We start from the raw sequence: 19,322 nt of genomic DNA, 5'->3' as shown, positions 1-19,322 counted from the left end.
TCTGAATCCTCCGTCGCTGCCACGCGAATCGCCGCCCCCCTCGGCGTGCGGTTCTCTCGGTCCAACAATGTTCTCGCGCGGACCGGTAAACCGGATCGCGTCACACTATCCGCCCAGTTCACAGCCGGGCGACGACAGTGACAAATTCCACGTCGCTTACAAGCGGGCAATACGCCCATTCCGCATGGTGCGTGCCGGGGTTTGGTCTGCGTTTTACTCGCACACGCCCACCGCCGCGTTGGTTCCGGTGAACGTGGGGGAGGATTCGGCCGAGGCGGAAGGCGCCGGGGAAGCCCCCGGATTCCGCTCGCCGCCGCGGCCCGATTCCGCCTTGCCGGCACTCCCCGCGTTCTGCTCGCCCTCCCCGCCGGCGGGGTCCGCCCGGTCCACGGGGCCCGGCGTCCCGGGACCGCCCGGTGCGGCGGACGGTGCGCCCGGTGCGGCCGAGGGCGCGCCCGGTGTGCCCGGCGCGTTCTGTCCGTCCCCGCCGGTCCCGGGGCCGGTCGCGTCCCCGGCGCCGCGCGGGACCACCGTGACCGGCTTGTCATCCCGCAGCTGCCGGAAGAGCCGCCCGGCATCCGGCTGCACCAGTTCGTCCCGGTTGATATCGGCGACCCACGGCTGCCGCGGCACCGTCAGGAACTGCACCTTCTCCGTGGGAATGCCCTGGAGCGAGCGGGTGAGGTCGTAGAGGTCCTTGAGCGAGTCCAGCCCCGGATCCGTCGTCAGCGACGACGTCGCCGCCTTCAGCACCGGATACAGCCGGGTCGGATTGAGCAGTACGCCGTTGCTCTGCACCTTTTTCACCAGCGACCCCAGGAACTGCTGCTGCCGCTCCATCCGCTCGGTGTCGCTGCCGTCCCCGAGGGACTTCCGCGCCCGTACGTACCCGAGCGCCTCCTCGCCGTTCAGCGTCTGCTTGCCCTCGTCCAGCCGGAGCCGGGCCTCCCGGTCGTCCACCGGCCGGGGCAGACAGACCTCGACCCCGTCCACCGCGTCGACCATCTTCTCGAAGCCCAGGAAGTCCACGATGACGTGATGGTCGATCCGTATCCCGGTCATCTTCTCGACCGTACGGATGGTGCAGGCCGCGCCGCCGATCGCGAACGCCGAGTTGAACTGCGCGAACTGCGCCGTCGTCCGGGAGCCGTCGTCCCGGCGGCAGCTCGGTATCTCCGCCATCAGGTCGCGCGGCAGGGACATCGCGGTGGCGCTGCGCCGGTCGGCGGCTATGTGCAGCAGGATGGTGGTGTCGGCGCGCCGGGTGCCGTCGTCGCGGCCGTACTTGCCGTTCTCCCCGGACCGGGTGTCGGAGCCCAGCACCAGGATGTTCCGCGCGTCGTGGACCACCGGCCTGGGCCGCTCCCGCTCGTACGTCCGCAGCTCCACGGCGGTGGTCGTGTCAGTGGTGATCTCCGCGTCGAGCTGGCGGTAGAACCACCAGGCCGTGCCCGCGGCGGCCAGCAGGACGAGTGCGGTGGCGAGGGCGGCCCAGCGCAGCCAGCGCCAGCGGCGGCGGGGCCGCGCGGGGCCACCGCCGTCCGCGGGCGGGCCGCTGTCGCCCGCGCCCTCGTCCCCGGCCCGGGCCTCGGGCTCGGCCAGGGTGCCGGCACTGTCGGTCACGTCTGTGTCCATCCTTTACGGCCTCTGCGGCTGCGGTGGGCGTGCTGGACCACCGGTCGCAGGGGTAGACGGCTGAATCTGGTACTTGGTTGTGCCTCAAAGCGGGCGTTCCACCGGCCGTACACCGGAGTTGGGGCCCTGGGGGCGGCCGGGACTCACGAGGTGGTCGGCGGGGCCGCGGCAGCCGGTACGCGGGGTACGCGACACGCGGGCGGGCCCGGGTGGATGCGCCGTGGGCGCTGTCGACGCTGACAGCGCCGTCAGTGACGGGGGTCGGGGGAGCGGGAAGGGGGTGACGAGGTGTGAAACGGACGGGTCGGTGGATGCGCGGCGATTCGTTGCGTACGAGGTGTTACGTGCAAGGCGGTACGTACGCGGCGATACAGGCACGGGCGCGGATGCGGATACGGGTATGGGTACGGGTACGGCGGACGCGGGGCCGCCAAGTACCGTACGCGGGCGGCCGGATCACCGTACCCGGCCCGCCTGTGCGGCCCCGTGCGCCGGGTCGGGCCGCCCGCCCGGCGCGGGAGTCCTCAGAGGGTGTGCGTGACCTGCTCGCTCTCCACCCGCCGGCGCAGCCCGTCCTCGGGCAGCCGGTCCAGATGGCGGCAGAGCACCACCGAGCCGCCCGCCGCCAGCGGCGCGTACAGCCCCGTGGACAGCCCCGCCCAGTCGCCGTAGCCGCGCCCGGTCAGGACCCGGGACCCGGCCGTGAGCCCGGCCGCGGCGGCGTCCGCGCGGGCCCGCTCCACCAGGGCGGCGCCGCTCAGCTCCGTACCCCCGACCACCAGCGCGGGAGCGTCCGGGTCGATCGGTGCGTACGGCGCGAAACGGTCACCCTGGGACGGCACCTCCACCGCGTAGTCCGCGAATCCGGCCGGGGCCGCGGGGAAGCGCCCGCCCAGCGGCCGCAGCGCCAGCGCCACCCGCTCGCCGCGACACGCCCGCGCCTCCTCCAGCGTGTCCGGCCCGCTGACCACCAGGTCCGCGTCGGCCGGAGCACCGCCGATCTCCACCGTCACACCGGCCGACGCGGCGGCGATCAGCCACACGGCGCTCTGCCAGTGCGCGGGCAGCAGCAGCGCGAGCCGGTCGCCCGGCTCCGCCGCCAGCTCGCCCTGGAGCAGATTGGCCGTCTTGGCCACCCAATTGGCGAAGGTGGCGACGGACAGTTCGACGCGCTCACCGGTGGCGTCGTCGTAAAACGTGACCAAGGGCCGCGCGGGGTCCGCGGCGAGCGCGGATCGCAGCAGGTCGGCAGGGGTACGGTCGCTGGCGTTCATCAGCGATAGGGTACGCGCCACGCCGCGCGCGGGGGCCGCCGTACCGGTGAATTCCGTCCCCGGTCGGCCCGACACGCCGTCGGTTTCCCGGCGGGCGAGTCCCGCCCGCAGCGCCCAGGATCTTCTGCATGCGTGGATACCTGGTCAACCCGATCGGCGTCGCGGTCTCGGCCGCGCTCGCGCTCCCGCTCTCGCTGTCGTCCGGCACGCCGGCGACGGCCGCACCGGCCGGCGGTGCGAGACCCGCCGCCCCAGCCGCCGGACCGGGGCCCTCCGGGCTCCCGGGGCCGCCCGGGGAACCCCCCGGGCCCACCGCCGGAATCCCCGGCTCCACCCACTCCATCGCCCTGTCCCCGCCCGCCCCCGCCAGCCGTGCCGCCGCGCCCACCCTCGAACACTCGCTGCTGCGGCCCCAGGTCGCCGCCTTCTCGCTGGTCGGCGTCGTCTGGGCGGACCCGGCCGCCGAACTCGACGGCACCGTCGAGGTCCGCACCCGGCGCACCGGCACCGGCCGCTGGACCCGCTGGCAGCGGGTCCAGACCCACCAGCACGACCACGGCGCCGACCCCGGCACCGCCGAGCACCGCGCGGCCCGGGGCGCCACCGTGCCGCTCTGGACGGGCCCGTCCCGGGGCGTGGAGGTACGGGTACGGCCCCGGGCCGCCGAACCGTTCCCGACGCCGCCGCTGCCCCAGGGCCTCCGGCTCGAACTGGTCGACCCCGGCCGGCCGGGCACCGCCGCCCGCCCGGAAGCCGAACCCGCCCGCGCCCCCGGACAGCCCGCCGCCCTCCCGGCCGCGCCCGCCGCCAAGCCCTTCATCGGCCCCCGGCCGCGCATCGTCACCCGCAAGGGCTGGGGCGCCAGCGAGTCCCTGCGCGAGACCGGCTTCGTCTACACCAAGAAGGTCAAGGCGGCCTTCGTCCACCACAGCGCCACCGGCAACAACTACACCTGCAAGCAGTCGCCCTCCGTCCTGCGCGGTATCTACCGCTACCACGTCGTGAGCAGTGGCTGGCGCGACATCGGCTACAACTTCGCCGTCGACAAGTGCGGAAACATCTACGAAGGCCGGGCGGGAGGCGTGACCAAGGCGGTACGCGGCGCCCACACCCTGGGCTTCAACACCGACAGCATGGGCATCGCCGTGCTCGGGTCCTACAGCCGCTCCACCCCGCCCCCGGCCGCCGTGACCGCGATCGCCAGACTGACGGCGTGGAAGCTGGGGCTGTTCCAGGGCAACCCGAAGGGCAAGGTCACCCTGACCTCCGGCGGCAGCGGAAAGTACGCCAAGGGACGGAAGATCAGGTTCAACGTGATCTCCGGCCACCGGGACGGCTTCCGCACCGACTGTCCGGGCACCCGGCTCTACAACAAGCTCTCCGCCGCCCGCTCGGCGGCCGCCGGATACCAGGGGCGTTGACACCGGGCGCCGGAACCGGGCCCCGGCGCCACCCCCCGCTGCATAAACTGACGGATCCCAGACCAACCCCGATCGATGTTGAACGAATGACCCCTCGCGGGTGACCTCCTCGCGGGTGACCCCCTCCGGCCCGGAAACAGGAAGCAGAGACGACAAGGTGACAGAAGCGATCCTCCTGGTCGGCGGCAAGGGCACCAGGCTGCGCCCGCTCACCGTCAACACGCCCAAGCCGATGGTCCCGGCGGCCGGCGTCCCCTTCCTCACCCACCAGCTGGCGCGGGCGAAGGCGGCGGGGGTCGAGCACATCGTGCTGGCCACCTCGTACCTGGCGGAGGTCTTCGAGCCGTACTTCGGCGACGGGTCGGCCCTCGGCCTCAGCCTGGAGTACGTCACGGAGGTGGAGCCGCTCGGCACCGGCGGGGCCATCCGCAATGTGGCCGACCGGCTCCACTCCGGGCCCGACGACCCCGTACTGATCTTCAACGGGGACATCCTCACCGGCCTCGACATCCGCGCCCTGGTCGACACCCACCAGGACAGCGGGGCCGATGTCTCGCTCCATCTGACCCGGGTGCCGGACCCGCGCGCCTTCGGCCTGGTGCCGACGGACGACACCGGCCGCGTCACCGCCTTCCTGGAGAAGCCGCAGACACCCGAGGAGATCGTCACCGACCAGATCAACGCGGGCGCGTACGTCTTCCGCCGCTCGGTGGTCGACAGCATCCCGGCGGGCCGGCCGGTCTCCGTGGAACGCGAGACCTTCCCCGGGCTGCTCGCGGCGGGCGCCCACCTCCAGGGCATGGTCGACTCCACCTACTGGCTGGACCTGGGCACGCCGCAGGCGTTTGTCAAGGGCTCCGCCGACCTCGTCCTGGGGCGGGCGCCGTCCCCGGCGGTCCCCGGCGACTGCGGCGACCGCCTGGTCCTGCCGTCCGCCCGGGTCGCCCCCGACGCCCGGCTCACCGGCGGCACCGTCGTCTGCGAGGGCGCGACCGTCGCCCCGGGCGCACGGGTCGACGGCAGCGTGGTCCTGGCGGGCGCGGTGGTCGAGGAGGGCGCGGTGATCTCGTCCTCGCTGGTCGGCGCGGGCGCGCGGGTCGGCGCCCGGACCACGCTGACGGCCAGCGTCATCGGCGACGGCGCCACGGTCGGCGCGGACAACGAGCTGCGGGACGGCGCCCGGGTCTGGTGCGACGCGGTGCTCCCGGCGGGGTCGGTGCGGTTCTCCTCCGACCAGTAGCGGCGCGTCCGGCCAGTAGCGGCGATCCGGTTCCGCGGAGGCGGCGCGTCCGACCGCGGCGGCGAACCGGTTCTGCGCGGAGGCGGCGCGTCCGGGCGCCCGGCGTGCCTACCCTCGTAGACAGCCGTCCCCGACCGCTCGGCAGCCGTCCCCGTCACGAGGAAGCGTGAGGAAGTCCGTGTCAGGCCGTTTCGCACCCCGTCCGAGCCCCGCGCCCAGCGGGGGGCCCGCGACGCCCGCCCTGACCCGCCTGTGGACGCCACCCGCCCCGATCGACCTCTCCCTGGTCCTCACCCCGCTGCGGCGGGGCCCCGCCGACCCCACCTACCGGGCCACCGCCGACGGCGCCCACTGGCGGGCCAGCCGCACCCCCGAGGGCCCCGGCACCCTGCGGATCACCGGCGGCCCGGGCGCCGTCGAGGCACAGGCGTGGGGCCCGGGCGCCGCCTGGCTGCTGGAAGGGCTGCCCGCGCTGCTCGGGGCGGCGGACGACCCCGACGCGTTCGTCCCCCGCCACCGGATCGTCGCCCTCGCCCGCCACCGCCGCCCCGGGCTGCGCCTCACCCGCACCGGTCTGGTCCTGGAGACGCTGATCCCGACGATCCTGGAACAGAAGGTCACCACCGACGAGGCGTACCGCGCCTGGCGGCGCCTGGTCCGCACGTACGGCGAGGCGGCCCCGGGGCCCACCCCCGGGCTCCGGGTGATGCCCGACGCCCGCACCTGGGCCCTCGTCCCGTCCTGGGAGTGGCACCGGGCCGGGGTCGACGACAAGCGCGCCGCGACGATCCTGCGCGCCGTGCGGGCCGCCCGCCGGCTGGAGGAGGCGGCCGCCATGGAACCCGGGCCCGCGATGGCCCGCCTGGAGCTGATCCCCGGCATCGGGCCGTGGACCGCCACCGAGACCGTCCAGCGCAGCCACGGCGCCCCGGACGCCGTGACCGTCGGCGATCTGCACCTCCCCGGCATCGTGGGGTACGCCCTCGCGGGCGACCGCGACGCCGACGACGCGGCCATGCTCGACCTGCTCGCCCCCTACGCGGGCCAGCGCCACCGGGCCGCCCGGCTGATCATGCTCAGCGGGCGGGTGCCGCCGCGCCGCGCCCCCAAGATGCGGCGCGTCGACATCGGCCGGCTCTGACCCGTCCCCCCCGATGGCCGGCGGGGGCCGGGTCAGCGGACCTCGATGAAGGCCTCCGGGGTACGGGCGGGCCGCTCGCGCGGCGGGGCCGCCGCGTGGCCGACGGCCACCGCCCCCATCGGATCCCAGTCGCCGGGCAGCCCGAGGACGTCGCGGACCACGTCACGGCAGAACATCGTGGACGACACCCACGCGGAGCCCAGGCCCTCGCCCGCCAGCGCGACCAGGAGGTTCTGCACACCGGCGCCCATCGCCACCACGAACATCTCCCGCTCGGCGGCATCCCGCCGGGCGTGCCCGTAGTGGTGCGAGCCGTCCGTCACCAGACAGGGGACGACGAGGTAGGGGGCCCGGCGCAGCACCTCGCCGCGCCGCACCCGCCGGGCGATCGACTCCTCGGACCTGCCGTCCCGCCGCAGGTCCGCGATCCACGCGTCCCGCATGGCGTCCAGCAGCTCCGTACGCGAGGACGCGGACTCCAGGAGCACGAACCGCCACGGCGTGGTGTGGTGGGGCGCGGGCGCCGTCACGGCGGCGGCCACCGCGCGGCGGACCGCGCCGGGGTCGACCGGGTCGCCGGTGAACTCCCGTACGGTACGGCGCTGCGTGACCGCCTCCCGTACCGCTTCCGAGGTGCCGAGGCGGAACATGTCGAGCGCGGCGGGCCGGACCAGCGCCCGGGCGCCCGCCGGGACGCCGTCGTCCGGTCCGTCGTCGGGTCCGTCGTCGCCGACGAGGTGGGCCAGGCCCCGCACCACGGCCACCGGCACCCCGGTGGCCTTGCCCTTGACCAGGTCACCGGCGCCGGCCAGCTCGTCGGCGGTGGCGACGACGGTGACGTTGAGCGGATTGCCGTACGTGTCTCTCCCGCCGCGCAGATCGTCCAGGACCCGCACGCCCGCCGCGCCGATCGCGATGTCGGTGAGGCCCGCCCGCCAGGGGCGGCCGGAGGTGTCGGACACGACCACGCCGACATCCACACCGAGCGCCGCCCGCAGCCCGGCGCGCAGGGCCCGCGCGGAGGCGTCGGGGTCGGCGGGGAGCAGCAGCACCGTCCCGCCGGGGGTGTTCGACGCGTCGACGCCGGCGGCGGCCATCACCAGGCCGAGCCGGTTCTCCACGATCCGCAGGGTGCCGCGCCGGGCCACCACGCGGACGGTCTCCGCGTCGATGGCGGCCTCGCGGTCGTCCGCCGCGAGCACCCGGCCCTCGGCCTTGCTCACGATCTTGGAGGTGACGACCAGGATGTCGCCGTCGGCGAGGCGGGGGCGGGCGGCGGCGATCAGCGCGGCGAGGTCGTCGCCGGGCCGCACCTCGGGCAGTCCCGCGAGGCCCCGGACGGAGAACGCGGCCGGGGCACCGCCGTCGGCGCGGGCGGCCTCGGGGGCGTCGGCGGCCACGGAGCCGGCCACGGAGTCGGTCACGGCGTCCCCCGTACCCACGTGCGGGGTGCTCACAGCCCCGGTTTCCACGGCTTCGGTTTCCACGGCTCCGTTGCTCACCGTTCCGTTGCTCACGGACGGGGTCCCGGCCGCCGGCCCCGCCGGGTCGTCGACCGTCGTCACGCCCGCACCTCCTCGGCCAGCGCGAGCGCCTGCCGCGCCATCTCCGCCGTGGCGGCGGTGTCCGTCATCATCAGCGGCACGGCCCGGCAGCGGATGCCCGCCGTCTCGACCTCGGCCACGGCCGCCGCGTCCACGGTGTCCACCAGCCAGCCGTCCAGCAGGCCGGAGCCGTAGTGGAGGGCCACGGCCGCCGCCGTCGCCTCCACGCCGACCGCCGCCAGCACCTTGTCGGCCATGCCGCGCACGGGCGCGTTCCCGACGATGGGGGAGAGGCCCACCACCGGTACGCCCGCCTCCGCGATGGCCTCCCGGATGCCGGGGACCGCCAGGACGGTGCCCACGCTGACGATCGGGTTGGACGGCGGGAAGAGCACGACGTCGGCGGCGGCGATGGCCTCCAGCACGCCCGGCGCGGGCTTGGCCTGGTCCGCGCCGACGGGGACGACGGCGTCGGCGGGCACGGAGGCCCGCAGCTTCACCCAGTACTCCTGGAAGTGGATGACCTTCCGTTCGCCGTCCAGCTCCACGGCGACATGGGTCTCGACCCGGTCGTCGGACATCGGCAGCAGCCGCACGCCCGGCTTCCAGCGGGAGCACAGGGCCTCGGTGACCGCGCTGAGCGGATACCCCGCCGCGATCATCTGGGTGCGGACGATGTGCGTGGCGAAGTCGCGGTCGCCGAGACCGAACCACTCCGGGCCGACGCCGTACGCCGCCAGCTCCTCCTTGACGGTGAAGCTCTCGTCCGTACGCCCCCAGCCCTGCTCCTCGTTGATGCCGCCGCCGAGCGTGTACATCACGGTGTCGAGGTCGGGGCAGACCTTGAGCCCGAACAGATGGATGTCGTCACCGGTGTTGCCGATCACCGTGATGTCCGCGTCGGGCGCGGCCTGCTTCAGACCTCGCAGGAAACGGGCACCACCGATGCCGCCGGCCAGAACCACAATGCGCATGGGGGCAAGTCTCGCAGGCGGCGCCTGGCGCCGGGCCGGGGGTCAGACCGAGGCGTGGCCGAAGGGGGCGCCGCCGTCGGCCGCCGCCGCGCAGCGGGCGCCGGGAACGCCGTGGTCGGCCCGGTCGCCGTGGGCGCCGTGGCCCTCGTGCATGGGCATGTCGGTCAGCCCGGGGAAGTACACGTGCAGGGAGACGGCCGGTTCCAGCGCGTCGTTGACCATGTCGTGGACATAACCGGGGGCGAAGACCCGCTCGGACCCGGCCGTCAGCAGGTTGGTGCCGCGCCGGGTGCGCTCGGTGAGGGCCCCCTGGACGACGGTGAGCACGCCGGAGGACCGCCCGTGGTCGTGCGCCCCGCTGCCCTGGCCCGGCAGCCAGGAGAGCAGCCACACCTCGTACCCCGGTCCGGTGCGCAGCCGGTGGTACCAGCGGGTGGTGGCGTCGTACCGCACCAGCGGTGCCCAGGCGGACCGGTCGGCGGCGATGGCGCGGGCGAGCCCGGCGAAGTCGGCCACGGTGGTGGGGTGTTCGGGGGCGGGCTGGAGGAGGTGCTGGACGGCGAGGATGTCGCCGGCGATCTGGAGGTCGCTGTCGCTGTTCATGGATGCGGTGGTTCCTCGGCGGAGAACGTGCGGATCGGCGCGGTCCGTCGGCGGGGGCGCACAGGCGGCCGCACAGGTCGTACGCGGCGTCACCGTGCGTACACGGCGGCGCCGGCCGGACCGATCCGGGGGCTGGGGAAAGCGGAGCGAAAAGCCGGAGCGGCTGTGCCGACAGGGGCGGCTACAGCGGCATCAACAGCTGGAACAGCAACAGCGGGCCTGGACAGCGCAGCGGAACCCGAGGACGGGGGTCGCGTAAGAGGCTGAGATGGCTCGCATGCCGTCCAAGGTGACGGGTCGGCCTCTTTCATGTCAACTCAATGGCCGGTTTGGCGGCAATGATTCACCTCATACGGTTACGGAATCCGCAGAAAGGTTTGCTCGCGGTTGCCCCCGGAGACCCGACTGTGATCCGGGTCGCTTCGGTGGCCGGATCGCAACAAGATCCATCAGGGCGTCGTCTTCACTCGTGCGGAGGGCGTGGCGGTGCGGGCGTGGCGGAACGAGCCCCTGGCATGTGTCAGATTTTTGGTGATTTGAACACTTTCCGCATGACCTTGGTTCCGCAGAGTGAATACCTGGTCCAATAGCAGATCCCCGCTTGACTGCGGCGAAGCACGTACTTGTAATTTCACTCGTGTCGTTTGGCCGAAATCGCTCACGGCAACATCACGGGGACGCAAAGACAGACGAGGGGCGCACATGACCGAGCTGTTCGAACAACTGCTGGTCGAGGACGCGGACGACGAAATCGGCTGGCAGGAGCGCGCGTTGTGCGCCCAGACCGATCCAGAGTCCTTCTTCCCGGAAAAGGGCGGATCCACGCGTGAGGCCAAAAAGGTCTGCCTCGCCTGCGAAGTCCGTGCGGAATGCCTTGAGTACGCACTCGCCAACGACGAAAGATTCGGAATCTGGGGCGGGCTCTCCGAGCGGGAACGCCGCAGGCTCAAGAAGGCGGCCGTCTGAAAAGCCGCCGGAAATCCGACGGAGGGTCATGACGGGGTGACCACGGCGCGATACGCGGTGCGCCCCGGCGAGGACGCCCGCGCACGACTCCGAACCGCCACCGGACGCGCCGGCCCCACCAGCACCGGCCCCGGACCACCGCCCCGCCCGGCCGGCGGACCACCTGAGCCACCGTCGGGAACAGCCGTGAACGGGACCGGGACGGGGGCCGTGCAGAGGTAACGGGAACAGGAACGGGAGCAAGCCCGGGAGCAAGCCCGGGAGCAAGCTCAGGAACGAGCCCGGGAAGGGTCCGGGAAGGGCCCCGGTGCCCGCACGGGAACCGCCGCGCCCCCACGTTGACAACCCCGTTGACACCTGCGGCGTTTTCCGGACGAATCTTCGCCCTCCGGGCGCCCCCGGCGCACCCCTCCCTCCCCACCCGTCACCCGCTTCGCGCCCCGCGACCGTGCACGGGCGTTAGTGTGGGGCCCCGTCCCAGACGCTCCAGCGCCCCACCACGGGGCGACCTCGGCCGGAGGGCCCGTACCCCCATGTCCGCCACCACCGCCGCGTTCTCCCCCGCGCACCCGCCGGAGTTCCCGCGGCACGTCGTCACCGCCGTCCTCGTCTCGCACGACGGCGCACGCTGGCTCCCCGACACCATCGCCGGACTCCTCGGCCAGGACCGCCCCGTACAGAACGCGGTCGCCGCCGACACCGGCAGCGCCGACGACTCCGCACGGCTGCTCGCCGAGGCCCTCGGCCGCGACCGCGTCCTCCACCTCGCCCGCCGCACCGGCTTCGGCGCCGCCATCGAGGAGGCCGTGCGCACCGCGCCCCGCCCCACCCCCGACGAACTGCCCTACCTCAAGCGCCCCAGCGGCTGGGACCCCGCCACCCGCACCTGGCGGGACGACGCCTACGACCTGCCCGACCTGCCCCACGGCGAACCGGTCCACTGGCTCTGGCTCCTCCACGACGACAGCGCCCCCGAACCAGACGCCCTCACCGAACTCCTGCGCGTCGCCGACTCCGACGAACACGCGGCCGTCCTCGGCCCCAAGCTGCGCGGCTGGTACGACCGCCGCCAGCTCCTCGAAGCCGGCGTCTCCATCGCCAACAGCGGCCGCCGCTGGACCGGACTCGACCGCCGCGAACAGGACCAGGGCCAGCACGACCAGATCCGCGGCGTGCTCTCCGTCTCCTCCGCCGGCATGCTCGTCCGCCGCGACGTCTTCGAACAACTCGGCGGCTTCGACCGCCGGCTGCCCCTCATGCGCGACGACGTCGACCTCTGCTGGCGGGCCCACGCCGCCGGCCACCGCGTCCTCATCGCCCCCGACGCCGTCCTGCGCCACGCCGAGGCCGCCGCCCGCGAACGCCGCACCGTCGACTGCGCCGGACGCTCCGTCGTCAACCCCCACCGCGTCGACAAGTCCGGCGCCGTCTACACCCTCCTCACCAACGCGCGCGCCGCCGCCCTCCCGTACGTCCTCCTGCGGATCGTCCTCGGCACCGTGCTGCGCACCCTCGCCTACCTCCTCGGCAAGGCCCCCGTGCAGGCCGTCGACGAGGTCATGGGCATGGCCGCCGTCCTGCTGCGCCCCGAGCGGATCCTCGCCGGACGCCGCCGCCGCTCCGCCGCCCGCACCGCCGACACACGCGAGCTGCGCCCCCTGTTCCCGCCGCCCGGGGCCACGATCCGGGTCACCGTCGAACGCGCCGCCGGCCACTTCGGCGCCGGAGCCGCCGCCGACGCGGCCGGCTCCCGCCACGGCGGCACCATCGGAGCCACCGAGTCCGGACCCGGCGGCGACGACGCCGACTATCTGGAGATCGAGCAGTTCGCCCGGCTGAAGAAGATCGCGCGCAAGCCCGCGCCCGTCCTCTTCGCCCTCCTCCTCGTCGTCTCCGTCGTCGCCTGCCGCGGCCTCTTCGGCACCGGTGCCCTCGCGGGCGGCGCGCTCTTCCCCGTCCCCGCCGACCTGTCCGGCCTCTGGTCGCGGTACGCGGACGCCTGGCACCCCGTCGGCACCGGCGGCACCCAGTCCGCGCCCCCGCACCTCGCCGTCCTCGCCGCCCTGTCCGCGCTCTTCCTCGGCTCCACCGGCCTCGCCGTCACCGTGCTGCTCGTCTGCTCGGTCCCGCTCGCCGGACTCACCGCCTACTTCGCCTCCCGCCCGCTGGTCACCTCCCGGCTGTCGCGGGCCTGGGCGAGCATCGCGTACGCCTTCCTGCCCGCCACCACCGGAGCGCTCGCCACCGGACGGATCGGCACCGCCGTCCTCGCGATCCTGCTGCCGCTGATCGCCCGCGCCGCCGTCGCCGCCCACGGCCTCGGCCGCTCCGGCCGCCCCACCTGGCGCGCGACCTGGACGTACGCCCTGCTGCTCACCGTCGCGACCGCGTTCACCCCGGTCGTGTGGCCCCTCGCGGTCCTCCTCGGCCTCGCGGTCCTGGTACTGCGCCGCAGCGCGATCAAGGCGTACGCACCGCGCTTCCTGGCCGCCGTCGGCACCCCGGTCCTCGCGCTCGCGCCCTGGTCGCTCACCGTGCTGACCGACCCGTCGGCGCTGCTGCGCGAGGCCGGGCTCGACATCGGCGGCGGGGGCGCGTCCGCGCTCGACCTCCTCGGGATCAGCCCCGGCGGGCCCCGGACGGTCGGCGGCCTGGTGCTCATCGGGATCGTGCTGGCGGCGCTCGCCGCGCTGCTGCGCGAGGAGCGCCGGCCCGCGATCCTGACCGCCTGGGCCGTCGCCCTCGCCGGTCTGCTCCTCGCCGTCGTCACCAACCGCACCACCTGGGCAGGGCCCGCGACCCTCGTCTACGGCGCGGGCCTGCTGGCCGCCGCCGTCCTCGGCGCCGAACTGGGCCGCACCCGCGTCGGCTCGCAGAACTTCGGCTGGCGCCAGCCCGCCGCCGTCCTCGTCGCCCTCGCCGCCGTCCTCGGCCCGCTGGCCTCCGCCACCGCCTGGATGATCGGCGGCGCGGCCGGCCCGCTGGAGCGCCGCGACCCCGCCCAGGTGCCCGCGTTCGTCGCCGAGGAGAGCGGCACCGGCGACCAGCCGCGGACCCTCGTCCTGGGCGGCACGACGGCGGGCGAGGTCCCGTACACGCTGCTGCGTGGCGCGGGCGCCCGGCTCGGCGACGCCGAACTCACCACCGCCGGCGGCTCCGACGCCCGGCTCGACAAGGTGGTCGCCAATCTCGTCGCCGGATCCGGCGCCGACCAGGCCAACCAGCTCAGCGGATACGCCATCCGCTATGTCCTGGTACGGGACGGGGTGCCCCGCCGCACCACCGACATCCTCGACTCCACCCCCGGGCTGCGCCGGCAGAGCCAGCTCGACGGCAGCGCGCTGTGGCGGGTGGACCGCCAGGTGGCACGGGCCATGATCGTCCAGTCGGGCAAGGACCCGCTGCCCGTGGAGACGGGCGCCGTCGGGGCCACGACCACCGTCCCCGCCGGCGGATCGGGCCGGACCCTGCGGATCGCGGACCGCGCCGACGAGGGCTGGCACGCCGCTCTCGACGGCACCGAACTCCGCAGTACCACCGTCGACGGCTGGGCGCAGGGCTTCGAACTGCCCGCGAAGGGCGGGCGGCTGACGCTGACGTACGAGAACCCCACCGGCCACACGGTCCGGATCTGGGCCCAGGGGCTCCTGGTCCTGGTGCTGATCGTGCTGGCGCTGCCCGGCCGCCGGGCGCACAACGACGACGACCTGCCCGAGGAGGCGCTGGTCGAAGCCCCGGTGGCACTGCCCGCGCCGGGCGGCCCGGGCGGAGGGGACGGCGAGGGCCGCCGGGCGCGCAGGCTGCGGGCGGCGGCGGCCGAGATGCCGCCGCCCCCGCTCCCGCCGCAGCCGGCGCCGTACGCAGAGCCCGGCCCCGGCGGACCGTTCCCGGGCCAGAGATCCCCGTACGCGGACGGCGGCCCCTACGGCGCCGCCCCCGACCCGTACCGGACGCACGGCACGCCTGACCCGTACGACCCGTATGGCACACCCGGCACACCCGGCACCGGCCCCCACACCCCCCGAGGCGAGTGAGCGTGAAGCGCACGACCATCTCCCTGCTCGCGACCGCGACCGCGCTGGCCGCGATCACCGCCGTCGCCTCGCTCACGGCGCCGGACGGGGCCGGAACCGCCACGGAGGCCAAGGCTCCGGCCCGGCTGCCGATCGAGCGGTCCAGCCTGCTCTGCCCCGCGCCGGGCGGCTCCTCCGAGCTGGCGGAGACCCGGTACACCGCCTACACCCCGCCCGGCCGGGGCAGCCCCGCCGCCGCGCCCGGCGAAGGGGCGCGGGCGGAGCTGGTCCCGTCCGCCTCGGGCCAGTCGGAGCGCCGCCGCAGCCCGGGGGAGCCCAAGGGCGACGCCCGGGACGCGAACAAGCCCGTCGTCCCCCTCGACCGCCCCGGCCGCCCGGTCTCCGCCGAGGAGGGCGCGGCCGACGCCCCCGCCCTCGTCGGCACCGCGACCGGCGCGCTCGCCCCGGGCTGGACCGCGCAGCAGACCACCGTCGTCGCGGCGGGCGCCACCCGCGGGCTGCTCGGCCTCGGCTGCACCCCGCCCGCGACGGACCTGTGGATTCCGGGTGCGTCGACGGCCAAGGACCGCCAGGACTACGTCCACCTCACCAACCCCGACGACTCCCCGGCCGTCGTCGACGTCGAGATGTACGGCAAGGACGGCGAGTTGGAGACCACCCTGACCGAGGGCATCCCGGTGCCCGCGCGCGCCAGTGTGCCGATCCTGCTCTCCACCCTCACCGCCGAGGTGGCCCCCGATGTGACCGTGCACGTCGCCACGCGCTCGGGACGGATCGGCGCCGCCGTGCGCGCGGGCGGCGCGGAGACCGGCAGCGACTGGATCACCGCGGCGGCCGGCCCGTCCGCGACGGCGGTGCTGCCGGGCATCCCGGCCGATGCCACCTCCGTCCGTCTGATCGCCTACGCGCCCGGCGACCACGACGCCGAACTGAAGGTCGAGCTGGCCGGGCCCAGCGGCCGGATCGTTCCGGCCGGAGCCGAGTCACTGCACGTCAAGGCGGGCATGACGGCCGGTCTCGACCTGGGCGACGTGACCCGGGGCGAGCCGGGATCGCTGATCGTGAGCCCGGAGGACGGGGCACGGGCCACCCCGGTGGCGGCCGCGCTGCTGATCGTCCGCGGCAAGGGCGACGAGCAGGAGATCGCGTTCATCCCGGCGACCGTCCCGGTGGGCGAGCGGGCCACCGTCGCCGACAACCGGGCGAAGGGGACGACGCTGTCGTTCACCGCGCCCCGGGACACGGCCCGGGTGCGGGTGACCGCGTCGGCCGGCACCGGCGGCGGCGAACCGGCGGTGAAGAGCTACACCGTGCGCGCGGGGACGACGCTCGCGGCCCCCGCCCCCGTACCGGCCGGGGGCAAGGGCTCGTACGCGCTGACCATCGAGACGGAATCCGGCGGTCCGGTGCATGCGTCGCGGATGCTGGCGCTGCCGGAGGACGGGATCGAGATGTTCACGGTGCAGACCTTCCAGGACGACCGGGGAACGGTCGCGGTGCCGCACGCGGAGCAGGATGTGTCGGTGCTGAACGACTGACGTACCGACGGCGGGTGGCCGGCGGGTGGCCGGTCGGTCGTTGGTCGGATGTCGGTCAGTTGTCGGGAGAGCGGAGCACCCGCAGATGGCCGCGGCGGGCGACCTCCATGGGGTCCGCCGTGCGCCGCCCGCTCTGCGCCTCGGCGGCACGACCCTGCGGACGGGCCGCTTCCCGTACGGCGTTGGCCAGCGCCTCCAGATCGTCACCACTGGGCCGGGCCGGGGCCGACGCGTCGGTCAGACGCACGACCTCCCAGCCCCGGGGCGCGGTGAGGCGCTCGCTGTGCTCGGCGCACAGGTCGTAGCAGTGGGGCTCGGCGTAGGTGGCGAGCGGACCGAGGACCGCGGTCGAGTCGGCATAGACGTACGTCAGCGTCGCGACGGCAGGCCGACCGCACGCGGTGCGCGAACAGCGACGTACAGGGCTCACGACGTTGGACGGTACCGCACTCTTGAGCGGGCTGCGACGACTCTGCACCACGTCACCCCACCGTGTCGTGGTCTGCGGCCCTGTTCCGAGGGGTCTTTGGGGGCCGCCGTGACCTGCGGTGAATCCCCCGGACCCGGCGGCCGACCCCGGTGGATCCGGTCATGACATGGTGTAAATCAGGTCATTCACTGTCCGTCCGGCGATCGTGGCCGGTCGACGCAGCGCGAACCGCGTGCGAACGCGAGCACGACGGGTCCGGGAGGCTACGCTGCGTCAGTGATGGACAGTCCCGTACCGCAGCGCCCGCCCGAGCCGCGGCCGCGCCATCGCGACCGCCACGGCCGAGGTATGCGCGGACCGGTCGCCCCGCCCCAGGTACCGCTGGCGGCGAGCAGGGCCGACGCGTTCACCGACCTGGTGCACGACTCCGTGGAACGCCTGGAGCGCCGCTGGACACAGCTCGCCGACGTCGACTTCCTGGTGATGGACGTGCCCCGGGTGCCGGAGGACACGGTCCCGCTGGGCAGTTCCGCCCCCGCGGCCAAGGGGGAGCGGGCCCGGATCGTGGTTTACCGGCGCCCCGTCGAGATCCGGGCGAAGAACCGTGAGGAACGCGCCCTGCTCGTCCACGAGGTCGTGGTGGAGCAGGTCGCGGAGCTGCTCGGACTCGCTCCGGAGTCGGTCGACCCGCGATACGGCCAGGATTGAGGCGTGCCGGTAGTTTGTGGTGACCGCAGAGATTGTTCAGGAGGGTTGGGCCCGTGGCTGCTGATCTGTCGCAGATCGTGAAGGCGTACGACGTACGCGGGGTGGTGCCGGATCAGTGGGACGAGGGACTGGCGGAGCTGTTCGGAGCGGCCTTCGTCGAGGTCACGGAGGCCGAGGCGATCGTCATCGGCCATGACATGCGGCCCTCGTCGCCGGGGCTCGCCGCCGCCTTCGCGCGCGGCGCGGCGAACCGGGGCGCCGACGTCACCCTGATCGGCCTCTGCTCCACGGACCAGCTCTACTTCGCCTCCGGGCACCTGGGGATGCCCGGCGCCATGTTCACGGCGTCGCACAACCCCGCCCAGTACAACGGCATCAAGCTGTGCCGCGCGGGCGCCGCCCCCGTCGGCCAGAACACCGGCCTCGCGGACATCCGCGCCCTGGTCGAGCGCTGGTCCGACGACGGCGCCCCCGAACCCACCGGGAAGCCCGGCACGGTGACGGAACGTGACACGCTGATCGAGTACGCGGAGCATCTGCGCTCCCTCGTCGACCTGTCGGCCATGCGGCCGCTGAAGGTCGTCGTGGACGCCGGCAACGGCATGGGCGGCCACACCGTCCCCACCGTCTTCGCCCCGCTGCCCCTGACCGTCGTCCCGATGTACTTCGAGCTGGACGGCACCTTCCCCAACCACGAGGCCAACCCCCTGGACCCGGCGAACATCGTCGACCTCCAGGCCCGCGTCCTCGCCGAGGGCGCCGACCTGGGCCTCGCCTTCGACGGCGACGCGGACCGCTGCTTCGTCGTGGACGAGCGCGGCGAGGGCATCTCCCCGTCCGCGATCACCGCCCTGGTGGCCGCGCGCGAACTCGCCCGGCACCCCGGCGGCACGGTCATCCACAACCTGATCACCTCCTGGTCGGTCCCGGAGGTCGTCCGCGAACACGGCGGCACGCCCGTCCGCACCCGCGTGGGCCACTCCTTCATCAAGGAGGAAATGGCCAAGACCGGCGCCATCTTCGGTGGCGAGCACTCGGCGCACTACTACTTCCGCGACTTCTGGAACGCGGACACGGGCATGCTCGCCGCCCTCCACGTCCTGGCCGCGCTCGGCTCCCAGGACGGCACGCTCTCCGAACTGGTCGCCCAGTACGACCGCTACCGGGGCTCCGGCGAGATCAACTCCACCGTCGCCGACCAGACGGACCGCCTCGCCGCGGTCCGCGAGGCGTACACGGACCGCGACGGGGTCACCCTGGACGACCTGGACGGCCTCACGGTCACGTCCGCCGACTGGTGGTTCAACCTCCGCCCGTCGAACACGGAACCCCTGCTCCGCCTGAACGTCGAGGCCCGCGACGAGACCACGCTGACAACCGTCCGCGACGAGGTCCTGTCGATCGTCCGCGCCTGACCCCCTGCGCCCGGCCCGGGGGAACCGCCCACCCGCACCCACACGGGCTCGGCTCCCCCGGCCCACCCGCGCCGATACGGCCGCGATGCGCTCGCCCGGGGCCCGGGCCGCCGGGCCCGCGTCGGTACGGGGTCCCGCGCCTGTACGAGTCCGGCCTCGCGCTGTCCGACCCGTGTCGGTGCGGGTGCGTGGCGCTCGTGCGGGGCCGCGCCCTGCCCGGGCCGTGTCGGTGCGGGTGCGTGGCGCTCGTGCGGGGCCGCGCCCTGCCCGGGCCGTGTCGGTGCGGGTGCGTGGCGCTCGTGCGGGGCCGCGCCCTGCCCGGGCCGTGTCGGTGCGGGTGCGTGGCGCTCGTGCGGGGCCGCGCCCTGCCCGGGCCGTGTCGGTGCGGGTGCGTGGCGC

General features: G+C 74.6%; 14 protein-coding genes. 8 read left to right on the top strand and 6 right to left on the bottom strand.

Annotated features, from left to right (window positions below; translation table 11 throughout):
* Positions 1-213: 213 nt before the first annotated feature.
* Both SYYSPA8_RS33445 and SYYSPA8_RS33440 read right to left on the bottom strand, forming a co-directional pair.
* Complete coding sequence (locus SYYSPA8_RS33445) at positions 214-1,635, bottom strand: LCP family protein (RefSeq protein WP_323451186.1); 1,422 nt, start codon at positions 1,633-1,635, stop codon at positions 214-216.
* Between the two features lie 524 nt (positions 1,636-2,159).
* On the bottom strand, positions 2,160-2,909 hold the full coding sequence (locus SYYSPA8_RS33440; protein ID WP_323451185.1) for a TIGR03089 family protein: 750 nt from the start codon (positions 2,907-2,909) through the stop codon (positions 2,160-2,162).
* 128 nt (positions 2,910-3,037) lie between these two features.
* On the opposite strand from SYYSPA8_RS33440, the gene SYYSPA8_RS33435 reads away from it, so the two are divergent.
* The 3 genes from SYYSPA8_RS33435 to SYYSPA8_RS33425 all read left to right on the top strand — a co-directional run bounded on the left by SYYSPA8_RS33435 (position 3,038) and on the right by SYYSPA8_RS33425 (position 6,711).
* Complete coding sequence (locus SYYSPA8_RS33435) at positions 3,038-4,330, top strand: peptidoglycan recognition protein family protein (protein ID WP_323451184.1); 1,293 nt, start codon at positions 3,038-3,040, stop codon at positions 4,328-4,330.
* A gap of 157 nt (positions 4,331-4,487) precedes the next feature.
* Positions 4,488-5,570, top strand: a complete 1,083-nt coding sequence (gene manB / locus SYYSPA8_RS33430; protein WP_323451183.1) for a mannose-1-phosphate guanylyltransferase — start codon at positions 4,488-4,490, stop codon at positions 5,568-5,570.
* Positions 5,571-5,748: 178 nt separating this feature from the next.
* Positions 5,749-6,711 (top strand): DNA-3-methyladenine glycosylase family protein, encoded by a 963-nt coding sequence (locus SYYSPA8_RS33425; protein ID WP_323451182.1) that lies wholly within the window; start codon positions 5,749-5,751, stop codon positions 6,709-6,711.
* A 32-nt stretch (positions 6,712-6,743) separates the two neighbouring features.
* Here the strand turns inward: SYYSPA8_RS33425 and SYYSPA8_RS33420 are convergent, their stop codons facing one another.
* The 3 genes from SYYSPA8_RS33420 to SYYSPA8_RS33410 all read right to left on the bottom strand — a co-directional run bounded on the left by SYYSPA8_RS33420 (position 6,744) and on the right by SYYSPA8_RS33410 (position 9,832).
* Positions 6,744-8,111: a coenzyme F420-0:L-glutamate ligase gene (locus SYYSPA8_RS33420; protein ID WP_323451320.1), complete on the bottom strand. Its 1,368-nt coding sequence runs from the start codon at positions 8,109-8,111 to the stop codon at positions 6,744-6,746.
* Positions 8,112-8,272: 161 nt separating this feature from the next.
* On the bottom strand, positions 8,273-9,229 hold the full coding sequence (gene cofD, locus SYYSPA8_RS33415; protein WP_323451181.1) for a 2-phospho-L-lactate transferase: 957 nt from the start codon (positions 9,227-9,229) through the stop codon (positions 8,273-8,275).
* A 42-nt stretch (positions 9,230-9,271) separates the two neighbouring features.
* The gene (locus SYYSPA8_RS33410) at positions 9,272-9,832 is read right to left on the bottom strand and encodes a cysteine dioxygenase (RefSeq protein ID WP_323451180.1); all 561 of its coding nucleotides are present in this window, start codon (positions 9,830-9,832) and stop codon (positions 9,272-9,274) included.
* Between the two features lie 702 nt (positions 9,833-10,534).
* Here SYYSPA8_RS33410 and SYYSPA8_RS33405 point away from each other — a divergent pair.
* From SYYSPA8_RS33405 to SYYSPA8_RS33395, 3 genes are all read left to right on the top strand, one after another.
* Positions 10,535-10,798, top strand: a complete 264-nt coding sequence (locus tag SYYSPA8_RS33405; protein WP_003956777.1) for a WhiB family transcriptional regulator — start codon at positions 10,535-10,537, stop codon at positions 10,796-10,798.
* Between the two features lie 533 nt (positions 10,799-11,331).
* Positions 11,332-14,832: a glycosyltransferase family 2 protein gene (locus SYYSPA8_RS33400; RefSeq protein WP_323451179.1), complete on the top strand. Its 3,501-nt coding sequence runs from the start codon at positions 11,332-11,334 to the stop codon at positions 14,830-14,832.
* Between the two features lie 2 nt (positions 14,833-14,834).
* A complete protein-coding gene (locus tag SYYSPA8_RS33395) occupies positions 14,835-16,370 on the top strand; it encodes a DUF5719 family protein (protein WP_323451178.1) in 1,536 nt (511 codons plus the stop codon).
* Positions 16,371-16,425: 55 nt separating this feature from the next.
* Here the strand turns inward: SYYSPA8_RS33395 and SYYSPA8_RS33390 are convergent, their stop codons facing one another.
* Positions 16,426-16,848 (bottom strand): DUF3499 domain-containing protein, encoded by a 423-nt coding sequence (locus SYYSPA8_RS33390; protein ID WP_323451319.1) that lies wholly within the window; start codon positions 16,846-16,848, stop codon positions 16,426-16,428.
* A gap of 231 nt (positions 16,849-17,079) precedes the next feature.
* Here SYYSPA8_RS33390 and SYYSPA8_RS33385 point away from each other — a divergent pair, with 231 nt between their 5' ends.
* Both SYYSPA8_RS33385 and SYYSPA8_RS33380 read left to right on the top strand, forming a co-directional pair.
* On the top strand, positions 17,080-17,508 hold the full coding sequence (locus SYYSPA8_RS33385; protein ID WP_323451318.1) for a metallopeptidase family protein: 429 nt from the start codon (positions 17,080-17,082) through the stop codon (positions 17,506-17,508).
* 53 nt (positions 17,509-17,561) lie between these two features.
* Positions 17,562-18,923, top strand: a complete 1,362-nt coding sequence (locus SYYSPA8_RS33380) for a phosphomannomutase/phosphoglucomutase (protein ID WP_323451177.1) — start codon at positions 17,562-17,564, stop codon at positions 18,921-18,923.
* Positions 18,924-19,322: the final 399 nt, after the last annotated feature.

The organism is Streptomyces yaizuensis (assembly GCF_034961445.1).
GTDB lineage: Bacteria > Actinomycetota > Actinomycetes > Streptomycetales > Streptomycetaceae > Streptomyces > Streptomyces yaizuensis.
Note: the sequence above shows the minus strand (reverse complement) of the source record. Positions and strands in the feature narration are given on the sequence as shown.